The sequence below is a fragment of the Legionella cardiaca genome (assembly GCF_029026145.1).
In the GTDB taxonomy this organism is placed as follows: domain Bacteria; phylum Pseudomonadota; class Gammaproteobacteria; order Legionellales; family Legionellaceae; genus Tatlockia; species Tatlockia cardiaca.
The window spans coordinates 521,418-546,657 of sequence record NZ_CP119078.1 but is presented as its reverse complement, the minus strand read 5'-3'; the positions used below and the strand labels follow the sequence as shown (position 1 = coordinate 546,657).

The window sequence follows — 25,240 nt, the reverse complement described above, 5'->3', positions numbered from 1 at the left end:
CTTATTTTTTCGTTAGTTCATTCCTGTAACCAGGGCAAAGATTGTTATTCTTTAATGCCCGAATAATATTAAAACTAACTTCGCTGGAAATAGTTTGCTTTAATTCAATATTTTTAATGTAATACCAAAGATCAACAATCACGTGTAAGCTATCTTTTGCAGGCACTAACTCATAAGAAACAACCGGGTGATGTGGTGGTGTTTGAACAATATAAGGATTTTCTTTAACCACATCTAATAATATTTGCTCTGCAAGTGCAAGATCGCTACCACTATCGAGAATGACTTGGTTATTAACACGACAAATCTTATTTTGACGGTAGTTATAATTGGTCACTGATTTATTAATCAAATGAGAATTAGGGATTATCATATCGGCATGATTTAACGTCGTTATTTGAGTTGATAATAAGCGTATGCGTTTAACATAACCTTCCGTATCATCAATAATGACCCTATCTCCTGGCGTTACTGGCTTATGGACTAATAATATAATACCGCTGACAAAGTCACTTGCCAGATGCTGTAATCCAAAACCAATACCAATCGATAGTGCTCCGGCAATTACAGCAAGATTCGTAAAATTCACTCCCGCGACTAATAATGCAACGATAACAGCAATACTGAACATCGTATAATTAATTAGTATCGCAATATTATCCTGTCTATATTTTTCACCTTTAAAAGCACTATGTTGGGTAACATAAGTTGAAAGAGCCCTACCTACCATTAATAATACACAAAATGTGATGGCTCCTCTTACAATTCTCGCTGGCCAAATAGAAAAACCGTAAATAGTCCCTCCCTGAAAATACCAGGTTTTAAGATAATCGAAATGATACTGGGACATACCCCATAACTTCATAATTATAAACACGCAAAAAATAAGAAAGCCGATGTTTAATATGATTCGTATTGTAAATAACTCCGTAAGTTTTTGTGTTGATTTAATCCCTAGCCAGGCGTGAATTTTTTCTGCAATAGGACGACCCTCATCATTTAATAAGGAAAATAAATTTCCTAACAATTCGCTAACTTTCCAGGCAATAATAAAAATAATAAATGTGGCAATCATGTTTGGAATAAAATAAACCGCAAAATTACTATAGCCTAACAATCCCATTAACACAGTAAACAGAAACAGCAAAACTAAAAAAACCTTAATTAGGTTTAGTGAATATTTGGGTAAAGATTTAAAAAAGGGAAAGCGAAAAACAAGCCAACTTAACCAGGAAAAAGCCAATGTTAATAATGCTGAGAATATAACAAAACGCGGTCGTAAGATCTCTGGCGGCAGCCATTGCCCTTGAACCATAACTCCGGCAAAACTTCCCAACCACAAAACCATTAAAAATACCGTAGCTCTTTTTTTGGTATCAGCCACCAGTTTCTTCTGCCAATCTGTAACATACTGCTGCTGCATATAACTTAAGATAAATCTTGTGATCGTAATGGCCAACATAAAATAAACAAAGATATTAGCTAATGAAAGAAGACTTGGTCGTGGCAAAACATCCATAAATTGCGCATGCAAATAAATATTGATAACAAGGAAGGTTAACAATAAAAATAATCCACTTTTAGAAAGAGATAACAACCATTTTTTCCTCGATGATTTTTTTGCATTTTTTTTTGAAAATCGTGTAAGAAATTTATGAAAAATTAAAGAAAAAACAAATCCTATAGCTACTATAAATCCAATAATTATTAGATTTAACTTACTCAATTTATCGATGCCACTGATTTGATAAAATTTATCCTTATTAATCACCACCTTAAAAAATGACTGCGGATCGAAATTCTTCCAGACAGGCGTGGATTTTGTTAACAAATTAAACATCCGAGTATTTGCCAACTGCGCATTGATATCGTTTAATATTTCCTGAGCATGATAATTGAAAAGAGCACAATCGGCAGTTACCTTAGTCATAATCTCTTTATCGTGAAGCAATTCTTGATACCGCGTATCGTTTTGCTTCATTAATGTTGATGATATTTCACTATTGCCAAGTAACTCATTAATCTTTTGTAACTGTCCTTTCCCATTCTCCATGCATCGATTTGCTTGTTTCTGTAGAACAGTGATTTGTTTAACTGCCGTATACAATTGTTCATAACTAGGACTTTTTGTTGATAGTTGTTCTCTGATGGTTTCGAGTTGACGGGTAGCCTTCTGAACATCAAAACCGCTGTACGCTTGGAATGCAGAAGCAGAAAGAGCACTAGTGAAAAATACTAGAACTATCAATGTCGCCGATAACATTATTCTATTCATGACCGATCCCAGCTCACGTGTTTTGGCTATAACTACTTGGGTTTAAAAGAAAATCCTAATGTTAATAATAGCATCTAGAAAAAATAGTTCCTTTATTCGTAATGATTGATGTTGTTTTCCTGACAAAAGACACAGAGTCCCTATTTCGAGAATGCCCTACTTTTAACGTAACCATAGGGATTGCGTTTTTCACCCTTAGCCCGCTTTTCAAAATGTTGATAGTCCTGAACATCGTACCAATTACCACCCCAATCCCAGCCATATTGAATAAAAAGTTTATAAATGAAACTATTTCTTGTTATTTTTCCAGGATGAGGATTTTTGCGATCAACAAATTTAACCCCGTTAGAGGGTTCTATTTGCTGTCCGGAAACATAGGGGTTAATTACTGGATTAATATCAATCGCACGACCATAACTATGTTGTGAAAAAATTCCTGGTTGACCTGTGACGGCTCGACAATTAAATGAACTTGTATTATTGGCCCTCATTGCCGCCACATCATTTCCCTTGAATACATCGACAGGTGTCATGCGTTCAATAGGAAAACGATGGTCATATATGGACTTAAAAATCTGCACAACCTCTCTAGCCAGTGATTTGTTTACTATTAAAACACCAAGATGCACTTTCTGGTCAAAGCCCCAGTAAGACAATGTCACATAACGTAAATCTTTTAGGGATAACGGACATCCTTTATGCCAACTATATTTTTTTATGCGTTTTTGAATGGGCAGAGGGATAACGGTAATCCGGCTTTTAAAGGCAGACACACTATGTTTTGCTACACTCTGCATAGGAAATATTATGAGCGCCAACATCAGCATAATGACTACAAAAGAAACGTTTTTCATTGCCTTTAGTGACTTAATTTTAAACCAATAATCGCTACGATAATAAGGCCAATACAACTAATACGCAGTACGGTGGCCGGTTCACCTAGAAAATAAAGTCCATAAATTACGGTCCCTACTGCCCCAATACCAGTCCATACCGCATAGGCAGTTCCAATGGGTAACGTTTTTAACGACTGTGCTAACAACAAAAAACTAATGGCCATTGCTGAAAGAGTAAGTATCGAGGGAGCAAAGCGAGTAAATCCCTCTGTATATTTAAGACCTACTGCCCAAACTACCTCAAATAAACCTGCCATTATTAAAAATAACCATGCCATGCTTTATATTCAATTTATCCGTACGATCACTATACGTTAGCTGGTATGTCTTATTTTTACAATGCTATATTCACGTTTGCATCAGGCATGGGTAAGCATGACCCAACCGAAATCTCCCGAAGATCCGCTCCGAATATCTAGCTAGATGAGTCTATTTTTTATTTATGCTGGTTAAATACTAAACTTATAAATGAGTCTTTAAAAAGGAGATTGTAATGAGACCTAGTGATTATCATGTTTTGCCCAATGAACGTTTAGGTGGCTGGGATGTCAAACGTGAAAATGCAACACGAGCAAGCCGACATTTTGAAACTCAGAATGAAGCGATTGCTAGCGCTCGTAAATTGAGCCGTGGGGCAGGGACCGAATTGTTTATTCATGGTCTAGATGGAAAAATTTTAAGAAAAGATAGTCATGGACATGATCCCTTTCCACCAAAAGGTTAAAAATTTAAAAATAATGGACTGTGCATTTTGAGCTAGTTACCAGCTAATCGCCTTCTGTGATTGCAGCAATCAAATCACGGTATAGTCAGCGCTATCTCATCGCTTATTTCAGTTTATTTACAAACAAACAATTTAAAAGTAAGACAAATTCCGGTATAATGTGTCCATTTTAAATTCAACTTGGAATTATAAATGGCTAAATTTGTAAAAATAACCTCTACCGAAGCTACTTCATTTAATGACCAACTTTATAAATTTGCTGAGATTTCTGATTCCAAAGTACATTTGTTTGTAAACAAAGACCTTTCTAACGAGGAGTTAGAACAGTTTGAACTTTTTATTCAAACTAAAACCCCATTTCCCTTCAATAAAATTTCATTACAAGTGGATAATACACTCATCCAGAAAGAATCTTTTTTGAAAATTATTCAGGCATTTAATAAGGCTTCTTTTTCTAGTTTAGAATTAGTTTTCCCACATCATGAAGTAGAATCTATTTCCACACAAATAGTAAACAATCTAACAGCACTTGTTGCCCCCTTGGCAACCTATCCTATACAAGTGCGTGAATATCATGAAGAAGCCATACGTCCGAGCAAACTTGCACTTGAAGAATTCCAGGCTCAAATAATTAAAAAAATTCAAGAAAAAAATAAAATGGCTAATGAAGTGGAAGAGCAATCTGCTGAAACGCAAAAGCCAACTAACCCTCATCATCCATTAAGTAAGCCAATCAAATTAAAACAATTAGTTGGAAGAAGAAGTTTAAAAGATAATGTGAGAGCTGAGTATATCCAACTAGAAGTTCAACATGTAGAGACGGTGGAGCAACAAGTTGTCCATCAAGAAGTTATCGAAGTCAATGTTCATGCTCAATCCCAACAGATTCAGCAATACGAAGGACAATTAATCGGCTACAGTGATTTTCAGGAACCAATTTACAAAAAAAGGGTGGAAGAAGCCGTTAATAGTCAACAAGTTACTGAAGAGCTTTATACGCTATTAAAGACAGAATTATTCGCTAATTTACCCCATGCAATTAAATACTTATCTCCACAGGCTGCTGAGCAATTAGCCCACAATTTACCGGGGTTTGTCACCTTAAATAAGGAAAATTTGCCCACAGGCTTTCTTTTAAAGAAAACAGATAAAGGGGAGCTGGTTTTAGATTACGATGCCTTCCTGGAAAACGAAAATGGTAATCCTTTTACTCCAGTAGAATTTCTTGATGAAGATGATTATCGACCTATCTATGATATTGAACTCAAAGAAGACATTGTTCGCAATTGGATTGATGATCCTGAGTTATCAGCCGTATTTCTTCCCAATGATGTTCCTTATAACACCCCCAAGCAATTGGTCAATATGTGGATAAAATATGGCGATGAGGGAGTTTGTGATTTTTTCCTTAAAATGCGCTCATTGAAAGAAAAGAATCCTACATTAATTAGCTTCTTATATCAAAATTATCTCTGTCATTTTCCACAATGGGACCATTTTGCAAAAAATGGAGCTTTTTTTGATTGCCTTGAACGGATCAGTCATTATGATGAAAAAAAATTAACCTGTTTAATGAAATTCCTGGAATATACTGGTTCATCAAGACATGATTTACTCCGAACAGTAACTGCTTTTGAATTTTTTTGGAATGAAATAACCAGTTTATGTATTGAGAAAAAAATTGAGATAGATCAAATTAATTCCGGCTGGAGCACACCAGTGGGTGGGAACCCCGTAGTCTATATGGAGAGAGTATTATTTTTATTAAATAATGCCCGAAACTTACAAGATCAATTATTAGGACTACACAATCTCTATTTAACCAATTATGGCGCTTATTACGCTGCCAAATATGAGGAATTTAAATCCGTTTCTGCCAGGATGAAATTTAATTACCATCCAGACTGGGTGGACCCTCTTCCCTTTAATTTAAACTTTCAACTCTACCGTGCTGAACTTGATAATTTATGCGAGCGTTTTGAAAAAAGAGAAGAATATGGAAATATTTGTCTCGCCGCTAACTATGACGAGGACCATAGTTTTTGGCTTATTAATTGCGAAAAAGAAACCCCTTCTCTGGAAAATTTGAAACAATTGCAAGAAAAAGGATTAGCAATTCCATTTGATAGCAAAAAATTTGTTCCACCTTATCAACTTTACAAGGTCAAGAATGATCAACTAAAACTTCTTCTTACCTCTAGGCCACAAGCCTTTGATGCTGAGGCACTCAGTTTTCGTTTCATTGGGCAACAATCATCAGGCATTACCGTCTCTTCATTTGCTTCCCAATTTGATAAGTTCAAACAAGGTTTTTGGAGTAAATATAATTTTTCGACTATCCTCCTGGGAAGTTTATTTTTTATTTCCCATGAGCGTTTCACCAATAAACCACTTGGGCAACTATTTGATTGTTTGGAAAAATCGTCTATACACAAACATGTTGTCATTGGAACACTTAATCAATTAAGAAAACTATATAAATTAGACATTAAATTAAATGAAGCAGAAGGGCTTATGCTTCTTGTCACTATTGCCGGTATGAATTCAGCCGAGTTTGAAGGAACAGGATTAAGTAAAGACGACAGTATTAAAAAATTGCTGACTTACTTGCAGGAAAATAAATTAGCCACTTTTAAATTTTTCCGCTTTCGCGTTGAGAAAAGCAGCCCGAAATGGCCATTTCTCTATGCTTTAGACACCGCTGAATTTTTAGCAGAAGATGCGAGCATTTCTGCGATGTATCATGATGATTTACTGTTGTTTTCAGGTTTAATTAATAGTCAACGTGCGGAAGCATATTATCACGCCAGACAAGATAATAATGCGGGAAAAATTAAAGAAAATTTAATACTGGTTCGTTCTTATTTACAACAGGCAGTGACGCAACCTGGCCCTAACAATTTTCAATACGCAATTCAGGTTTTAATTCAATCAGGCGAGTATTTCAGTTATCAACAATTCCTCGATGCTTGTGCTGAAATTGAAGCCCTTCCCTCTTTTGATGCGAAAAAAGTTGATGACATTTTAAAACACCATAAATTTAGAATTGGCGCTCAATTACCAGAAATATTTACTCGAGATAATGCTGACTTAAAAGCATTGATGATTTCATTAATTCTTCAATTAGATGCGGCACGAACCACCGAAGCATCAGTAGGGCCTCAGGCAACAAGTTTCACCTATGAAGCGTTAGCTACCAAATCCATTTCCGAACTCCAGCCCGTTCTAAAACAAAAATGGCAAGAAGCAGGTGTTTTATTATCAATTGTTGGTAAACAGTACTTAGAGCGGGTATTAAAAACAACAAAAGAATTAAGTATACAGGAAGCTTTTGAATTACATCGTGACACGGGATTACTAAAAGTCGTTGGCAAAAAGATAGTAGATTTACCTGATTTTCAAGATCATAGCGATTTTGAAAAGGTAAATTTAATCGTCTCTGAAGCAGAAACCATTGCCTCTTTATTCAAGCAAATTTTAAAAAATCCTTATGTTATAGAGAAAGAGCAAGAATTCGTCGCTCTATTTGAAAACTTCAACTTTGCTAAAATTGACTATGAAAATCTCTTTGCCCTACTTACCTTATTTACCAGTATGCCGCAAAGAAATTATTTAGAATTAGTTAAAATACTCCTTGGCAATTCGCAGTTTAAAGCGGACAAAAAGCAATATCAGGGATTACTCGATCATTTAACCAGACTAAATAGTAATTGTTTTCCTACATCCTATCTCACTGCCTTCAGTAATCTGGTGATGATGAATCCTGAAGAGGAAAGTTTTAGTGATTTAACTGCTCAGATGATAACTACCTATAGCAAAGACAATCGCGATCCCATTCTGGAATTCGCCATGACCCAGTCTGCTCTCTCTTATCAGATGGTCAAGCAAATAATGACCGTTAGCGAAGGAATAGAAAATAATCGAGATAAAATAAGCAAATTATTAAGTACTTTAATTGAAAAAAATAAGTTAGAAGATTTCCTTAAAGAATTAGCATCTTTCCAACCAGCTAACCAGAAAAAAATTCTGGAAATAATGGCTAAAAGCCATGCTGTCGAGCGCGCCAAGTCCCAGGAAAGCGAGTTTAACTATACGACATTGCTATCTTCCTTTAAACAAGTATCCGATGAAAATCTGGAAATCTTATATCAATTTTTTGCAACAACAGTGGTTAGCTCACCCTGTTTACTCAATGCTCTGAATACACCGAATATCAACGATGATTTTCAGAACTTCCTTCTAGAATTTGAAAAAGCACCGTTTGGCAAACGGGATTTACAGCAACAGTTTGACTGTTCTGAAGTTGAACGTGTAATTAATTCTTCTTGCGATTTTATCAATGACAGTACTTACACCTATCAGTATCGTAAACAATTGATGGAAGCCTTTTCTTTTGTCAATCAGATAGGGAATGATTTACCTGTTTATCATAATAAAGCTGCCAAAGATTTAACCAATGCAGAAATAAGTTCTTTTTTTGCTGATTTGAAAGCTAAAAAGATTCCTCAATTAAGTCCTTTTCAAAATAGGCTGTTAGCTTTGGGTTTAATGCGTGAGGCGATGTATCGCAGTACAGGGGAATTTCCTTATTCAACCCAGATAATCGCACTTATTGATGGCATCATGCATGAAGGTGATTTCATCTCAAATATTGATACAGGACAAGGGAAAAGTTTAATTGACTCAATGAAAGCTGCTTTGTTATGGCTTGATTCAGATAGAGTAGATTTAAGTACCTCCTCCATCGTTGATGCGAAAAGAGATATCGCCAATTATGGTTCATTCTTAAAATTATTGAACATTCCTTACTCGGAAAAACCCATCACTTCTTCTTCCGCCATCACTGATTTTCAACCTGCAGGAATTAACTTTAGTACCTTTGCTCAGCTATCGCTGTTTTTCTCTAAAGCCAAAGTACTTAATATTGAATTGGATACGCCTTCTACTCGTGTCTCATTAGTAACAAATGAATCCGATTATACCCTTTTAGATGACCGGGTTATTTATCGTTTTGCATCCCCAGATGGTGTTGGACTTGGTTTAGGTCAAGAATGGATGTATTACGCAATTAATGATTTCGTAAACAGACCTGAATTTATATTTAATAAGAAAACCAGCGCGTTAGAAGATATTGATGATTTAAAAACTTACTTAAAAGTCAAAGCTGCAGAACTTAAAAAATCAGCAAAAATTATTAATAAATTTTCTAATGAACAGTACTTATCCTGGATTGAATCCGCACTTCTCGTTAATTATGAATTACAGGAAAATCAAGACTTTGTAATTCCAGAGGAGTTTGAAAAAAGAGTCGTTGGTGGTATTGAGTTCCGTTCAAAAGTTGCCAAGATTTTGATGACTGATGATAAGGTTAGTCCCGATTCAACATTTGGTAATGGGATGCAACAGCTTCTTTATGCACGCCTTAATAAAGAAAGAAACAGCACTGATTTCGTTATTGAGCCCCAAACTCGTACCATTATTTCCACAAATAATAAGAATTTGCTTACCTATTACCGTTCCAAGCAAGGGTTTATTTGGGGTTCTTCTGGTACCGTAGGTTCAAAGGCAGAAATTCAGGAACAATACAAAAAATATGGTTTTGAATTTTCAAAAAATGAACCTCATCAAGAAAAACGTGTCAAATTCAATAAACCTGAGGTTTTATTAAATGAGGCCGAACAATTTAAGAAACTTATTGAGCGCTTAACTGTTAATGAACCTCATGGAAAAAGCGCGCCGAGTATAGTCTTTTGCAGAGATATTAATACTGCAACCCGACTGTTTAATGCATTAGCTTCGCAAAACCCAAAGCAATTTCCTGTCCAACTCTATACCGGCCTGGGAAAAGAGGAGGATTATATTAAGAAAGCGGGCCAATCCGGAATGATTACTATTACCACTTCTGCATTAGGCCGTAATACAGATATTCCATACAATAAAGAAATTGGTCTTCATGTGTGGCATACCTTTATTGATTCCACTCGAGGAAGTGGCCAAAAGAGTGGTCGAACTGGCAGACAAGGTTCTGAAGGTGAAGTGGATTTCATTCTTAATAAAGAAGAACTCGGCGATAGAAGCATTGAAGAAATCACCGATGAGATCGAGGCTCTTTCGGCTGCAGAACGCTCTTTTAATGAAGATTATTATGATGTTTTGGGTTATTTATTGGCACAAGTTGAATGCATACCAACTGACCATTTCACCCATGGCAAAACCGCATTTTTCCAAAATGTATGGGCAAAATTCAGTTTAGACAGTGAGACAAAATTTCGCGCAGACAATCGTAATAATACTTACCAAAAAGAACTGTTTAGGAAAATGATCGTTGCTGCTTTCAACGATATGATGAAAACAGCGGTTAATCCTTTACCTCAGGAAGTCTCTGCTGAAGAGCTAAATCAGCTTCTCTCACAAGAGTATGCGGAAAAAGAAACTTACGTAGTGTCTGCACGAGAAGTAAAACTGGCTGATTGCACACCCCCAGTAACAATCGCTTATCATCTTTTAGGCTTCCAAGATCATGATGAGACTGATCCTGAAGAAAGAAAAAAAGAGATTAGAGAAAAGCTTGAGCAATTGTTTGTCAATATCAAAACCGGCTCTGTTAATGAATATTCGAACTATCTTCGATATCTCGCATCGACACCTACGACTAAAGAGCGTGTAGTCACTGTGCATAAGGAATTTTTAAAGACATACCTGCAACAGGAAAATTCAAAGAAATTAAGCTTTTTTGAACGATGGTTTGGTTATGAAAGTTACTTAAATCAAATTGCCAGTAATACAAATTATTTGGTCATGTTTGCAGCATTAACGCATGTTTCGCCTGACTCGACTGAGCCCATGGTTGAGCTGGATATTATTAAAGAATCTATTAACCATCTTGTTGACGAATATCTTGAGACATCCTGGTTTGTTAATAATGAACGACGAGTAGAGGTAGCAAAACTCAAAGACATGATTAATACTGCGAAAGATATTGAAACAATTATACATCACTTGGCACAAAGCCAAATCGATACTGCCAAGAATGATGTGGAGGCGTCTAAAAATCGTTTAAAACCAATTAACTTTTTTGGACATAGTCGCTATCAAACAACGTTGAATCGAGCGCTTAAGCTGACAAGTTCGTTGACTGGTGCGAACGATGTAGACAATATCCTTCAGGACTTAACACCATTAATTACCGATAAGGATCAAACTGATTTAACCATTGATAAGCTGGATGCCATTGCTCAGACAAGCTCGTCAGGAAATGCCAAAGTTATTATTGCAAATCTTGAAAATGCGCTGGCAATAGCAGCTAAAGAACCCGTTGGCATGAAAGGTAGAACCAGATTTTTTATTCCTGATGTTAAAAAAGAACCAGAAAAAACTGATGCATACCTCAGCATGGAAACAATCTTATCTTAATTAATGTGCTCAATCTTCCTTACGTTCGGCTTCAAACTCGCCTATATGCCGCGACTTGTTCGCGACATATAGCGAGGTTTAGATGCGGCACGTAGGAATTCAAAGCCGCAGCATGATGCCAATTGTGTTATAAGATTGCAGCCAAACGACAAGCTTGATTGATAGCATGTCGTGCATCCAATTCGAGCGCCTTAAACGCTCCACCAATTAAATGAACAGACTGCCCTGTCTGTTTTAAGGAATCATATAATTCCCGGAACTCTTTTTGACCCGCACACACAATGATGGAATCCACTGGAAGTACTTCCTTTTTCTCGTTCATAGTAATGTGTAGACCTTCATCATCAATGCGTTCATATTGCACCCCGGCAAGCATTTTAACCTGTCGATGCTTTAAGCTTAATCGATGAATCCATCCAGTAGTTTTCCCAAGGTTTTTGCCATGCTTTTCTTTTTTACGTTGAAGTAAATAAACCTCGCGCGAATTTTTTATCATTTCTGGTTTTTTTATACCCCCACGATGCTCCATTTTGATATCAATACCCCACTCTTCATAAAATTGCTGCGGATCGCCATTATGTCGATGAGTCAACCATTCAGCTACATCAAAACCGATTCCACCAGCACCAATAACCGCTACGCTATCTCCCGGCTCTTTTTGCTGTAGGAGCAAATCAATATAACTCATGACTTTTTCATGCTCGATTCCTTCAATTTCAGGAACACGCGGCTTAATACCCGTTGCCAAGATCACTTCATCATAATCGCGCAACATATCTGCATTAGCGTTGGTATTTAAACGGATATCAACCTGAAAATTTTCCAACTGATGAGTAAAATAATTAATTGTATGCTGGAACTCTTCTTTACCTGGAATTTTTTTTGCTAAATTAAATTGCCCACCTAATACGTCAGCCTTTTCAAATAGAGTCACTTTATGGCCGCGCTCTGCCGCAACTGCAGCGAAAGCCAAACCAGCAGGCCCAGCCCCAACAACCGCAATTCGTTTAGGATGAGCCACCGTTTCATAAACCAATTCGGTTTCATTACAAGCACGCGGATTGACAAGGCAAGAGGCGGTTTTATTCACAAATACCCTATCTAAACAAGCCTGATTGCAAGCAATACAAATATTAATTGCTTTGGTGTCACCTATTTTTGCTTTTTGTGGGAAAAGAGGGTCGGCAAGAAAAGGTCTAGCCATTGAAACCATATCAGCAATACCCTCTTCAACTACACTATTTGCAAGTTCAGGTGTATTAATACGATTTGATGTAATAATGGGAATTGAGACTTCCGGTTTTAGCTTCTTCGTAATTTGTGTAAAAGCCGCTGCCGGTACCATTGTAGCAATGGTTGGAATACGTGCCTCATGCCAGCCGATCCCTGTGTTAAGTAATGTTGCTCCAGCGTGCTCAATAGCCTTCGCTAATTGGACCACCTCTTCCCAACTACTTCCATCATTTATCAAATCAAGCATTGATAACCGATAAATAATAATAAAATTCTCACCAACCGCTTCACGAACGCTACGGACAATTTCCACCGGGAAACGCATACGATTACTAAAAGCGCCACCCCATTCGTCCGTTCGTTGATTGGTGTGCTTAACAATAAATTGATTGATTAAATAACCTTCGCTACCCATGATTTCTACACCATCATACCCTGCTTCTTTGGCCAGGCGTGCACAACGTGCGAAATGCTGGATAGTTTTTACAACGCGCCGCTGACTCATTACCCAAGGTTTAAATGGACTAATGGGCGATTTCAAATTACTCGGAGCAACAATAAAAGGATGGTATCCATAACGACCAGCATGCAAAATCTGTAAAGCAATCTTACCACCCGCATCATGTACTGTATTCGTTATTAGTTCATGCCGTTCTTGTTCTTTAGGTGAGGTAAGTTTCGCTGCAAACGGAGCTAATCGACCAGCGCGATTTGGAGCAAATCCCCCCGTTACAATTAAGCCAGCACCGCCTAAAGCCCTTTCCTTATAAAAAGTTGCCAAGCGCAATAAACTCTCTTTATCCTCCTCTAATCCTGTATGCATTGAGCCCATTAACAAACGGTTCTTTAGTTGAGTAAAGCCTAAGTTTAATGGCTGAAATAAGGCTTTGAAAGGGGTATTATCAATTCTCAATTCCATTGAATACTCACAAACAATTATGAAAATTTAAAGTATAATGCTTTTATTTACTATTAGCATATATAACCTTCACTTTTTTGTACGGAGCAATTTTGCTGTTTGAACCATCAATTTAAATAAAGCAGAAGTGGCTTTTTGCTTATAAGCGAAGCTTTTTAGGAGAGTACTTTGCTATTGCAAAAAATTAGAAATTAAATTGCAGCTAATCATTTCAATCGTTTTAAATTACTACTAGAGCGGCCGGCAATAATCGCTCCGCTTAGAGCTAGAAGACCACCCACAAGAGATAAACCGGTAAGCGTTTCATGAAGTAAAATAGCCCCCATCAATGTTGATAAAATAGGTAGTGCATACAAATACATTGAAGCTTTGGACGCTGGCATATGGTTTAAAACATAACACCAACCGACATAAGCTAAGGCAGCAGGAAAAATTCCCATATAAACGGCTGCGAAAGTTGCTTTAAAGCTAGCCATTTTAATTTCCCGACTTAACTGTGGAGTAAATATTAGTAATAAAAGTGTGCCGCCCCAGATAACCCAGGCAGTGATTGCTATAGGATGAAAATCACGTAAATAGCGTTTTTGGGAAATCGTATAAATTCCGCCCATGAGAGAAGCGATAAGAATGATTAGCACACCGCCATCAAAAGTTGTCTGTGTATTTTCGGCCCAAAGCAAAAAAACAAGACCTATAAAGCTAATGAGGATGCCAAGCCAAACAAGTCGACCAGGTCGTTCCTGTAAAAACAATACTGATAATATAATCGTAATCACCGGCATTAGACCAATTACAAAACTAGCAACACCCGCAGAAACACTCATCTCACCGTAATTTAAAGAGATATTGTAAATACCAATTCCCGCTATACCAATAAGCAAAAGCTGCCATCGTTTATTCCATGGGATTCGTTTTTTATTGGGCAGTTGCCAATAGATGATTGCCATGCAAAGGGAAGCAACCAGAAATCTCAGTAATGCAAGAGAGCCAGGAGAGTAAGCCATTAAGCCCACGCGAATCCCAACAAATGCCGATGCCCAAAAAAGCAAGGTAAAAGCAAGCATACAATTTACTTTGATTGAATCCACAATACGCCTCTTAGTAATACCGCCAATGAGGTCGCTATTATAGCTTATTCTCATTTTTAAATTTACGCTTAAGGAGTAATCAGAAAATTTCTACTGTTCTTAAAAAGAGAGATCAATGCCGGTATAGATTGCATACTTACTTGTCACTTGGGTGCCATTTAATCTTTCTGACACAGGGATGCCAATGCTTAAGTAACAAGAAATATTGTCTTCAATATTTGCCCTAAAACCTGGATTTAAATAAATACTATTTCCTCCACTGTTTGGATCTTTGATACTGTGAATTTTATCTTTGGCAACATACTCACCGGCGATTTCTAATATTCCTTCAAAATTATAGTTATGCTTGCCCTCGTGCTCAAAAAGAGGGTAATCAAGGGCAAAATTATAGTCAAAATAGCTACCTAAAATTGTGTCTTGGGTACCCTTTGTCATTTGAGTATAAATAAAATTGCTACTTAATGTTAAATCGTGCCATTTTTTAGAAAAAATAATCCCACCGACAGGCACCCAGGCACCTGTTCCCGGTTGATCAGAAGCCGAAAATAATTCGCCATCTTTTGTTTTTGCTGTTGTTTTTCCCGTGGGCATGTTTATACCAAATAACAATGCCATTGACAGTGGGAAACGTTTACTATCCCCTTTTGCCGTACGCCATAATCCAAACACCGTTGCATCAGACAGACCTGAAATATTGCCAAGATCCGCAACCACAAAAGAATCATCATCGTCTATTTCATTTACAGCACGTAGATTATAAGTACGCTGAACAGGTAAATTTACACTCACCGTAAAATCATTGGTCAACCCATAACCCAACATAAAATAATTGATTAAAAGTGACTTTTGACTTTCAGCAAGTGGAAACTCTAATAATGTTGCATCTGAAAGCGTATTAAAGCGATAGTATTCTGTTCGTTGATTTCCTGACCACGATCCTTTATCTAAAGTATCCGTGGTTGAAGTAACAATAGGAGCACCAAGACCCATAGAATAATTAATGACACCATGTTGAGAGGTAGCTGCATAAAGAATGTTAGTAGAGCCGCAGTATAGGGTTGTCAGTATCCAAAACAGTTTCTTCATTCAGGCTCACGGATAAAAAAGGCAGTTGAGATTCATCGCTAATTTTTATAAATATAAGGTAAAAAAAGAGAAAGCCACAAGAGGTTTTTTTTACTATGGTCTGTTGAAATTTCATCTGCAAGTTATCTTGACTACCCATTGTATTGTACTAAAATTGTTCAAGTTAGGGCTTCTTATCTCGCCAATACAACATGGAAGCATCGCCTAGGGAAAACAGCCAGCGTCATAAGTGTTGACAAGTTGCATCCTTAGGAGATGGCGATGAATCTTTTAAAGTTAAAACTTCTTCAGACACTTTCCACTTTAGCCACTAAATTACCAGCCAACGCTCAGGCAACAGTATTAGCTGTTGTCAATAAGTTAGCTGAGAAATTTGGCATTGATCTCGATCCCGACAGTGTTTCAATTAGTGGCGATGCGATACAAAACCAAACGTTAACGGCTGACTTATCACAGGTTGATTTTGATGATGGTTCAGGATTTAGCTATCAATGGCAAGCAGATGGGGTAAATATTTTTAATGCTACCCAACAAAGCTACACACTTACTCAAGACGATGTCGGTAAACAAATTGGTCTACAACTTACTTACACCGATGAGAACGGCAATCAAGTGGTACTTACTTCCGACTTAACGCTCGAAGTAGCCAATGTAAACGATGCTGTAACTGGTAATGTGATTATTAATGGCCTGGCAGAACAAGGGCAAACACTGACCGCAGATACGACGCACTTGGCAGATTTGGATGGATTAGGGGAGTTAGCCTATCAATGGTTTGCTGATGGGGTTGCCATTGCCGGTGCTAATGCCGCAAATTATACACTAACTCAGGCTGATGTAGGGAAAGCAATCACCGTTGCCGTTAACTATACGGACGGTTTTGGTGCTGTAGAAAACGTTGCTTCAGCAGCTACTGCTGCAGTAGTCAATGTTAATGATCAAGCTCTTGGACAAGTTATCATTGAAGGACTGGCACAAGAGGATCAAGCACTCGTAGCCAATACCAGTGCAATCACAGATGCAGATGGTTTAGGGGAATTTAGTTATCAATGGTTCGCTGATGGCGTTGCCATAGCAGGTGCTAACGCAGCTAACTACAAGCTTACACAGGCTGATGCAGGTAAAGCTATTACGGTACAAATTAACTATACGGATCAATACAATACAGCTGAACAAGTTGTTTCTGCAGCAACAGCTGCCGTTGCCAATCTAAACGATGCCCCCGAAGGTGCAGTGGTTATCACGGGTACGGCGCAAGAGAATCAAATATTAACAGCTAATACCGATGCCATCGCTGATGCGGATGGTTTAGGCCAATTTAACTATCAATGGTTAGCAGATGGCGTCGTCATAGACGGTGCCACCGGCGCTAATTATACTTTGGTGGAGAGTGATATTGGCAAAGCAATCACAGTACAAGTCAGTTATACCGACCAATACAATACCCTTGAGATACTTGACTCGGCATCTACTGCCATAGTAACCGCCGATGTTGACCTTTACGTTCCTGAACAAGCGATAATTGAACTCACAGGCACTGGTGTTTATGCAAATGACTCTCAGCAAAATGGGGGTATACAAACCATTCAAACGGGTGAAGCGAACGATCTACTAGTGATTAACACGGTAATTGATGGTTTGGAAATCGATCTAGGTGAGAATAGCACGAATACAGATAATGATGTCGTTGATATGTCTAATCTCCATGGCCTTACTTACACAGCCAGCACAGGAGCCTTGACCGACACCCAAGGTAACAGCCTAACCATAGACAATGCTGACGCTATTCGCCTGGATACAGAGGCAACTACCATTGTTTTAGACAAGGGAGGAGACTATAACTTTATCTTTGCGGCTAATACCAATGACTACGGTAATAATGAGCCAACTAAAATAAAAATGATTGAAGGAACAGGGGCAACAAATGTTGGCCTATTCTTTGAAGAATATTCCGCCGAAACGCCGCCGACAATTAATAGTATTCAAAAATTAAATATGGAAATGGAATTTAACAGTGGCGGTCCAAATTTGGATAACGTAGCTGAACTGAATTTTGCGGAAGGAACTTATTCCTTTAACGCCACAGCGATTGAATATGGTTTAATTGCTGCCTTACTTGCCGCAGCCATATTGAATAATACACTGACGTCATCTGATTTTAGTTTAGCACTTGCCCAATTGGCAGAAGCGATGGCTCCAGAGGGAGAATCAGCAAGTACAAGCACGCAGCTTTTTACCGGCCAAGTTAAAGTAGCGCTAACTACTTCCTCTATCAATCCCGTGACTGATGAGGTTACTGCCCAGGTTACAGGCTTTCGTGATAACACAGTAACCGTTCAAAACGGTGATACAACTGCGGAATATAGGCCCTTGGTAATTGTTGATAATGAAACTAATGTTAGAGGAGTTACTGATTTAACGACAGTTGTTCATACTCGTCAGATAACACCTGAAGAACCTACTCCTACACCTGAACCTGCTCGAGTTAATGCAGTTTGGGATGGTGCAGGAGGAGATGGAGAAGGCGTTCTTTTCGTGAATGAGATTGATGCATCAGGAGAGTCTATCTCTAATACGCATGCCTTTTACGGATTTAGTGAGCTCCAGTTATCTGAAGCTAACGATATCTTTGCTGTAAAATCACTCAATAATTTTTCCGACAATTTAGTCACTATGGGAGAAAAAGCGGATAGTTCTGATTACGACGTTCTTGATTTAAGTGCACTTACTACAGGAGCAAACTTTGACGCTGTCAATGGCGTATTATCCACTGGTGGAAAAATATTAAATATTCAGGGAGTCGAAGAAATTATTGGTACGAATCAAAACGACACTATCGTCGGAGACAATGACAATAATACAATTAAAGGTGGTGGAGGCAACGATACGCTTTCTGGTGGTGGAGGCAACGACACATTTACAGGTGGAGAAGGCAGCGACTCCTTTGTCTTTGAGGCAGCAAATATCGGCGCCGACGTTATTACCGATTTTAATTTTAATGCTGGTGACACATTAATATTTAATGTGGCCCCAAGTGTAATCGAAATAGTTGATAATAATACAGTCTATCATTTCGAAGGAACAAGCACTGTCACTCTGTTAGGTGTAAATATCTATGACTACAGTCTCTAATATTTAATAATAAAAGGCGCTTTCTTTTTCGAAAGCGCTTTTTTTATAATGCAAAATTGTTGTCATTTTCCCCGTAGGCGGAGTCTTTCCTATAAGGCACGATAGAGTCTGTTCGGAGCTGGTTTCCCGCCTGTGTGAGAATCTATCTGCATTGGCATGACCGATCTTACTACAGAGATAGTGTTCTGCCCGTACCCGAATGGCGAATATGAGCAAATTTATACCGTACTGCAGTTCTTAATTAACTTATTTGGGTATGATCTTATTCTGTGCGGTTACCCTTGGCAGTTGTTAGACTATGAGTAATTGATTATATTTCTAAAGTTTAAATCAATCATTGCATGGAGCATTATGAATAAAATATCTGCTTTATTCTTGTCATCTCTTTTTTGTACAGCAAGCTATGCAGCGCAAATCACTGTACCCATTTATACGACTGATGGAGGCAAAAAAGAAATCGGCAAAGTTGTCTTGAGTGATACAGAGTTTGGTTTATTGATTATACCAGCGCTTTCTTCTTTGCCTTCTGGTTTGCGTGGTTTTCATTTACATCAGCATGCGGATTGTGGTGATAAAGGCATGCATGCCGGTGGCCATTATGATCCAGCCAAAACCAATAGCCATCAAGGACCCTATGGTAAAGGACATTTGGGCGACTTACCCGTTCTCTATGTCGCTGCTGATGGCACCGCAAATACCCCCGTATTAGCCCCTCGTTTGAAAACCAAAGATTTACAGGGCTTGGCAATCATGATTCATGAAGGGTCTGACAATTACAGCGATAATCCACCGCTTGGTGGCGGTGGTGCACGGATTGCTTGTGGTCCAGTAAAAGGATAGATAGCGACTTGAACCTTTGTTATATATAGCAAAGGTTCATAAAGTGAGACTTACGTAAGTAGCATGAATGACCGCGCTAATTCGACCGATTCTAGCAAGCGCTTGTACACTTACTCCATGTTCTTTCAATTGGCGAGTATGCGCGCTGATACAAGTACCGCATCCATTTAAGATTGATACAGCAAGAGACAGGATTTCAAACGTAACTCGATCAATGCCTGGATTTATCATTCCCTGCATGCGAAGTCCTGCAGGAACTTGTGCAAGTTCGGCATGTTCACTTAAATGAACAAAGCGATAATAAATATTAGTCATTGCCATTAAACTCGCCGCAAGTTTGGCCGGCTCTTGTAATTTTTCTGCATAAGGTAAGGTAAGCAATTCATCAGTTAGCGATTTATTCCCTAAATGATAAGCGACAGCTAAAGCAGCGCCAATAATTTGCTGTTCGCTTAAACCGTCAGTTTGCGTCAAATCAAGAACTTTGTTGAGGTTTAAACGGACATCCTTAGCAAACTCTGGTAATTGTTGTTTGATATCTTCAAGCATAATTAATTCCTTACTGTGTTAGTCTTGGTTTTTATACCAAGACCCTTGTTATTCCACATGAATAGTTTCTTCACCCTTCTTCCAGTTACAAGGACAAAGTTCATCTGTTTGCAGAGCATCTAAAACACGCAATACTTCTTCTGGGTTTCGTCCCACGTTAAGATCGGTAACCATCACAAAACGCGTTATCCCCTCTGGGTCAATAATAAAGGTGGCTCGCTGGGCAACACCCTCTTGCTCATCAAGAATACCTAATGCCTGACTGAGCTCTCTCTTAACATCAGCTAACATCGGAAATGGCAAATCATGCAAATCTGGATGTTGCTTTCTCCAGGCTAAATGCACAAACTCAGTATCGATGCTTGCCCCTAACACCTGCGCATCGCGCTCACTAAATTCGCCATTTAACTTACCAAATTCAGCAATTTCCGTGGGACATACAAAAGTAAAATCCTTGGGCCAGAAAAAAACTACTAACCATTTACCTTGATAAGTTTCATTGGAAATTGTTTTAAATGCGTGTTGAATTTCATTACTTACAGTGGCCTTAAGGTGAAATTCAGGAAATTTTTTACCAACACTAATCATTCTTTTCTCCTATTTTTTATCATCTATCGTTTTTAACTCTAGATAACAATCATTAATAAGTAAAATTGAATGTTTTTATTAAATTGATAGAAAAAAGCTATTAATTACACTATTTTTACTTTCCTTAACAATTACATTCTGTTCTTTTAATTGAAGATATGAGAAAATTATGGGCTTTTAATCTATAGGGGAAATGTAGGTGAGTCCAATTATATTTTTTGCTGATCCAGGTAAAGACGGTGATGATTTAATCGCAATAGTTCATTTTATTCTACAGGCAAAATCAGCAGGTGTTATTCCAGTTGATAAACCCGTTAAAATAGTAACCACAGATGAAATATCCTGTACTAAAGAGGGCAAGCAGGATCCTAAAGGGGAATATGGCTTAAGAGCCCTTTATCTAAATATGCAACTTGCCAAAATTAAGAGCAAAATAGCGTTACCACCTGAAGCATTTCCTGAAATTATAGCGGGACCACGAACAAGCTATTATACCTATCAAGAAGAAAAGAAACGCTTTTACCATGAAGCCTCACAAAGTGAAGCCTTCTACCCCACAGATGAGGTAGAACAGTATTACAGTGGGGATGAGTCTAATAAACCCTCATGCCTGCTAAGCCCTACAGAGAATTCTGCAGCTTGGATTAAACAACTGGAAGAATCAACAAAAGAAGGTGCTACTCTGGTCAGTATTGCACCCTTTGATGCGATTAGTGATTTTGTGGCATCCATTTCTGTAGAGCGTCGTCCACAATTTAACGTTATCACCATGGGTTATAACAAACCCTACTCCAGTTCTGAATATGAACAAAAAGTTAAAGAACCCCACGCATTACCTTACAATGCACGTAGTACCAGCGCTCCAAAAGCATCCATCCTTAAAACCCTTATCGAAATGAAGGCTTTAAATATTGTTTCGGGAAGCACACGGACAGCACCCAAGTACGATGCCAAAAGCTGGTTAGGAAGTTTCTCCGAAATTATGTCTCGCGCATACCCATTGTATGTTGAGCAATACTCAAATGCACCAACCAAAGAGCAACTTCAGAAGGAAAAAGAACTTGATGAGCTGAGTGCAGCAATACAAGAGAAACGAGAGTTACTAAAAAAACCCTCACTAGAGGAAGTTGCTAAAGACAAAGAAATTGTGCAACTCTCTAAAGAACACGAACTGCTAAAACAAGTTAACCAAAAAAACGAACTTGTATTGTCTACGAAAGTAAACGAACTCACTAAAGAACTTGAGCAGCTAAAACAAACCCATCAACAAAAGGAAACTGAGCAAGCGCTTAAAATAGAGCAACTCTCTAAAGTCGATAAGGAAAAAGAAACAGAGGCCTCTCCTATAGAGCAACTTACTAAGGAGCTTGAGGAATTTAAGAAAGCTAATCAGGAAAAAGAAAAAGAACTATTTACTAAAGTAGAGCAACTTTCCAAAGAACTTGAAGAGCTAAAAAAAGTCAACAAAGAAAAAGAGAAGGTGGTAACCGATAAAATAGCACAACTCTCTAAGGAACTTGAACTGCTAAAACAAGTTGATAAGGAAAAAGAACTTGAGCAACTCGAACAAATGTTGGAAGAGCAATTAGACAATCTACCTCAAGAATCTTCATTGCTTTCGGGTATAGTTGAATTTATGAAGCACTCCAAATATCAAGCATTTTGGCCTCATGACGTGGTTGCTTCTCTAGCAGTATTAATGGAGCATGGTAACTGGAATGCGTTTGGATTACCTAACCTCAAAAAAGAAATGTTGTTTACCGAAGTAGTAAAAACACCTGCTTCACAATTATCTCTTCGTCTCGTCGATAACAAAACCGGTGTTTTGATTGATTCTTCTGTAGCTAAAGCCGAGCACGATCAAGTCGTTGGCACTGAAGAGCAATTCTTTACTTATGGCAAAGAATTGGATGTAATTTTCTTTACCTGCCTTTCTCATTTATTAGCAATAGAAGCTTTACCCGCTGAGCAAAAGAAACAATTTGCTGCGATACAAGAGCAATATAAAAATATTTTAAAATTAAAAGTCTCCTTATTTGAGTTAAAGCAAAAGCCCGATACTGATAAAACGCAAATAGACGCTTTAGAGAAAGCAATTAAATCCTCATGGTCTTTGCTTAGCTTTAGAGAATTGCAACAACAATTAGTTCTGCAAGGTCAAACTGGTCTCAGTGAAGACGCTCAGTACATGTTGGGTGAAGAACATGATGGTTTTTCAATAAGCAAGTTTACTGCAGAACAAGCAAATGGTCTTGCAATATTTATCGGTGACATCATTGCCTGGGGCGAGCATTTAGACGATAAAAGCCTTCTGGATGAGAACCTCCTCAAATGGATTAAAGAACTTGCTGAAACTATGCAAGAACTAAAATTCGACTTAACAGAATCCATGCGAAAAAATCTGGTTACTGCACTGCCTAAGGTAGCGCAAGAAAAGAAACTTACCGCATTAACCTCTGTATTGTTAAACGAATTAAGACATGCAGCCTTACCTGAAGCAAGCAGATTGCTCACGGAGGAAGGCAAATTGGGTGATGAGTTCGCGCGTACCGGCAATAGTATGTTATATGCTATGTTTGCACTCAGTGGTCATTTAACCCATCCTTTCCCAATTGGGAGTCTTGGCATGTCAGAGAAATACAAAGACTTGTTAAGCTTAAAGGATCAATCCCCTGCTTACCGCGAAGCGTTTCTTCTGCATTTAGCTATTCATGATGCCGGTAAAGGTGATGTGATTAAAAATGCGGTTAAGCTTAATGAAGCAGGATTATATTTTGTTCAAATTGAGGGCGCTTATTATGAATATAATCCTGAGATCAACATAATAGCATCGTCTTCTCAAGAACTATTTGACCAAGCGACCGCTCATGTTGATCACGACACCGCCTTGGAAGTCTATGCTAAAGTTGGAGCCGACCTAAAGAAATGCTCGCTAACCGAGTTTCTACTGTGGAATGGTCCTAAAGAAGGAGTCTCAAAAGATTCCATTGCTATGTGTGATGAGTTAATTACTTTATGTAATTTCGTAAGTATCGCGCAAATAGTTCAAGGGGAAATTCCTCTCGTTGGTGTTAAAAACGGTTTGGATTTATTCTTTGAGGCTTATAAGATTGATCCTAAGAAAGCAGAGCTTGTCTTTGCCCATCATTGCTATGACATTTTTGGCGCAGCACCAATACCTCCTTCTTTAGTCAGCATAACCGCAGGTCGCGATCCCAACATTCACTTAAAAATTAATCTACTCTATGAAACGCTTTTAGAAGTTGCGCAAAAAGATGTAGGTCCTACTTCAAGTGAAGAAGCTTATACTAACTATCGTAAAAAGTTAGCTCTTGCTATTCCTGCGATAGCTAAGCAGCCTGAAGCTCAAAATGAAACTGTAACGTTGGCAAAGACTCGACTTGCTCAAATGTTACGATGTCATTTATTTAAGACTGAGACTAATCCAGAAACTAAGCAGCTTTCAATTTCTGACGTGGGAGCGTATGAAGCAAGAACGCAATTATTTGTCAAAAGTGTTGATGCTGCCTTTGATAAGTTACCCAAACAGGAACAAGAGAAATTAGTTGATTTCCTGAACAGGAATGCTGGTACAACTGAAAAACCTGCTGTTATGGTTATGTATGGTCCAAAATTGTTGTTAACTGGAACTACCGGTGCTGAGTTTGCTCTTAAAGATCCAACAGAACAGCAAACAATAGTTGACTCTCTGGTACCCATGCTGAGTTTATATGCGAATTTGTATGAATTCCAAGCCAGCAAATCCAAGACTTACGGTGTTATTGATGTTAATAAATTAGCACTCGTCATTGGAAAAGTTTTCCCCTTGTATCAAAAATCAGCTAATGAACAGAAGAATTATTTGGCTGAGTTATTTTTTACTATTCAAAAACAAGGCTTGGCTGAGGAAATCTTGCTTAAGCTTGGCGATACCAAGGATTTAACTGATGAGCAACGAATAGCTAAATTCAAAGAGGTACTCATAGAAACAAATATACCGTTTGTTGAGTCAAAACTTCCATCAACATTTATTGGTGAAATTGAATCGGCGATTCATGCAGGAGACACTAAAACTAATAAGCAAGAAATTCTTCTCAAGCAAATCAAGGGAAGAAATTTAACAGTAGCAGAGCTTGGTAAGCTTTATGATGCGGTGAAGAATATTGAAGATTTAAATACCCATCGCAACCCCTGTTTAGACAGTTTCTTCGGTATAAAAAACACAACCTCATGGCGTAATACGTTAGAGGAATTTAGAAGAATCGCACGAGATACTTTATTCCATGAAGTTGATAGTCTTGATGAGAGTGCTACTGAAGAGAAAATTGCTATGCTCAATGATGCTAAAAAACTGCCTTTATTCTGGGAACACCGTAATAATTCAGTATTTACAGGTGCCTGGGGTAGAACGACAGCACTTAGAATGATTGATGAGAAGATAGCAAGTTTGGAAACAACTGCTCCTGCTCTCAACTAAATAATCGATTAAGACCCAGT

Annotated in this window: 13 protein-coding genes; 5 read left to right on the top strand and 8 right to left on the bottom strand. The window is 38.0% G+C overall.

The features are described from left to right. Window position 1: 1 nt before the first annotated feature. From PXX05_RS02415 to sugE, 3 genes are all read right to left on the bottom strand, one after another. Window positions 2–2,275 carry a mechanosensitive ion channel family protein gene (locus tag PXX05_RS02415; RefSeq protein WP_275089461.1) on the bottom strand — a complete coding sequence of 758 codons (2,274 nt, stop codon included), beginning with the start codon at window positions 2,273–2,275 and terminating at the stop codon, window positions 2–4. Window positions 2,276–2,415: 140 nt separating this feature from the next. Further along, window positions 2,416–3,129, bottom strand: a complete 714-nt coding sequence (locus PXX05_RS02410) for a M15 family metallopeptidase (RefSeq protein ID WP_275089460.1) — start codon at window positions 3,127–3,129, stop codon at window positions 2,416–2,418. A gap of 5 nt (window positions 3,130–3,134) precedes the next feature. Next, the gene (gene sugE / locus PXX05_RS02405; RefSeq protein WP_275089459.1) at window positions 3,135–3,449 is read right to left on the bottom strand and encodes a quaternary ammonium compound efflux SMR transporter SugE; all 315 of its coding nucleotides are present in this window, start codon (window positions 3,447–3,449) and stop codon (window positions 3,135–3,137) included. A 215-nt stretch (window positions 3,450–3,664) separates the two neighbouring features. Here sugE and PXX05_RS02400 point away from each other — a divergent pair, with 215 nt between their 5' ends. Next, window positions 3,665–3,895 (top strand): DUF2188 domain-containing protein, encoded by a 231-nt coding sequence (locus PXX05_RS02400; RefSeq protein WP_275089458.1) that lies wholly within the window; start codon window positions 3,665–3,667, stop codon window positions 3,893–3,895. A 192-nt stretch (window positions 3,896–4,087) separates the two neighbouring features. After that, window positions 4,088–11,308 (top strand): hypothetical protein, encoded by a 7,221-nt coding sequence (locus PXX05_RS02395; protein ID WP_275089457.1) that lies wholly within the window; start codon window positions 4,088–4,090, stop codon window positions 11,306–11,308. Between the two features lie 127 nt (window positions 11,309–11,435). On the opposite strand, the gene PXX05_RS02390 is transcribed toward PXX05_RS02395, so the two are convergent. The 3 genes from PXX05_RS02390 to PXX05_RS02380 form a co-directional block, all read right to left on the bottom strand. Next, window positions 11,436–13,460: an NADPH-dependent 2,4-dienoyl-CoA reductase gene (locus tag PXX05_RS02390; protein WP_275089456.1), complete on the bottom strand. Its 2,025-nt coding sequence runs from the start codon at window positions 13,458–13,460 to the stop codon at window positions 11,436–11,438. A 206-nt stretch (window positions 13,461–13,666) separates the two neighbouring features. Continuing rightward, on the bottom strand, window positions 13,667–14,602 hold the full coding sequence (locus PXX05_RS02385) for a DMT family transporter (RefSeq protein WP_275089455.1): 936 nt from the start codon (window positions 14,600–14,602) through the stop codon (window positions 13,667–13,669). Window positions 14,603–14,647: 45 nt separating this feature from the next. Then, window positions 14,648–15,634, bottom strand: a complete 987-nt coding sequence (locus tag PXX05_RS02380; RefSeq protein WP_275089454.1) for a hypothetical protein — start codon at window positions 15,632–15,634, stop codon at window positions 14,648–14,650. A gap of 261 nt (window positions 15,635–15,895) precedes the next feature. Between PXX05_RS02380 and PXX05_RS02375 the strand changes: the two genes are divergently transcribed. Both PXX05_RS02375 and PXX05_RS02370 read left to right on the top strand, forming a co-directional pair. Further along, window positions 15,896–18,766 carry a calcium-binding protein gene (locus tag PXX05_RS02375; RefSeq protein WP_275089453.1) on the top strand — a complete coding sequence of 957 codons (2,871 nt, stop codon included), beginning with the start codon at window positions 15,896–15,898 and terminating at the stop codon, window positions 18,764–18,766. A 351-nt stretch (window positions 18,767–19,117) separates the two neighbouring features. Further along, a complete protein-coding gene (locus tag PXX05_RS02370; protein ID WP_275089452.1) occupies window positions 19,118–19,606 on the top strand; it encodes a superoxide dismutase family protein in 489 nt (162 codons plus the stop codon). A gap of 36 nt (window positions 19,607–19,642) precedes the next feature. On the opposite strand, the gene PXX05_RS02365 is transcribed toward PXX05_RS02370, so the two are convergent. Beyond that, window positions 19,643–20,155 carry a carboxymuconolactone decarboxylase family protein gene (locus PXX05_RS02365; protein WP_275089451.1) on the bottom strand — a complete coding sequence of 171 codons (513 nt, stop codon included), beginning with the start codon at window positions 20,153–20,155 and terminating at the stop codon, window positions 19,643–19,645. A 48-nt stretch (window positions 20,156–20,203) separates the two neighbouring features. Further along, complete coding sequence (locus tag PXX05_RS02360; protein ID WP_275089450.1) at window positions 20,204–20,743, bottom strand: peroxiredoxin; 540 nt, start codon at window positions 20,741–20,743, stop codon at window positions 20,204–20,206. Between the two features lie 199 nt (window positions 20,744–20,942). On the opposite strand from PXX05_RS02360, the gene PXX05_RS02355 reads away from it, so the two are divergent. Beyond that, window positions 20,943–25,220, top strand: a complete 4,278-nt coding sequence (locus PXX05_RS02355; protein ID WP_275089449.1) for a hypothetical protein — start codon at window positions 20,943–20,945, stop codon at window positions 25,218–25,220. Window positions 25,221–25,240 lie beyond the last annotated feature (20 nt).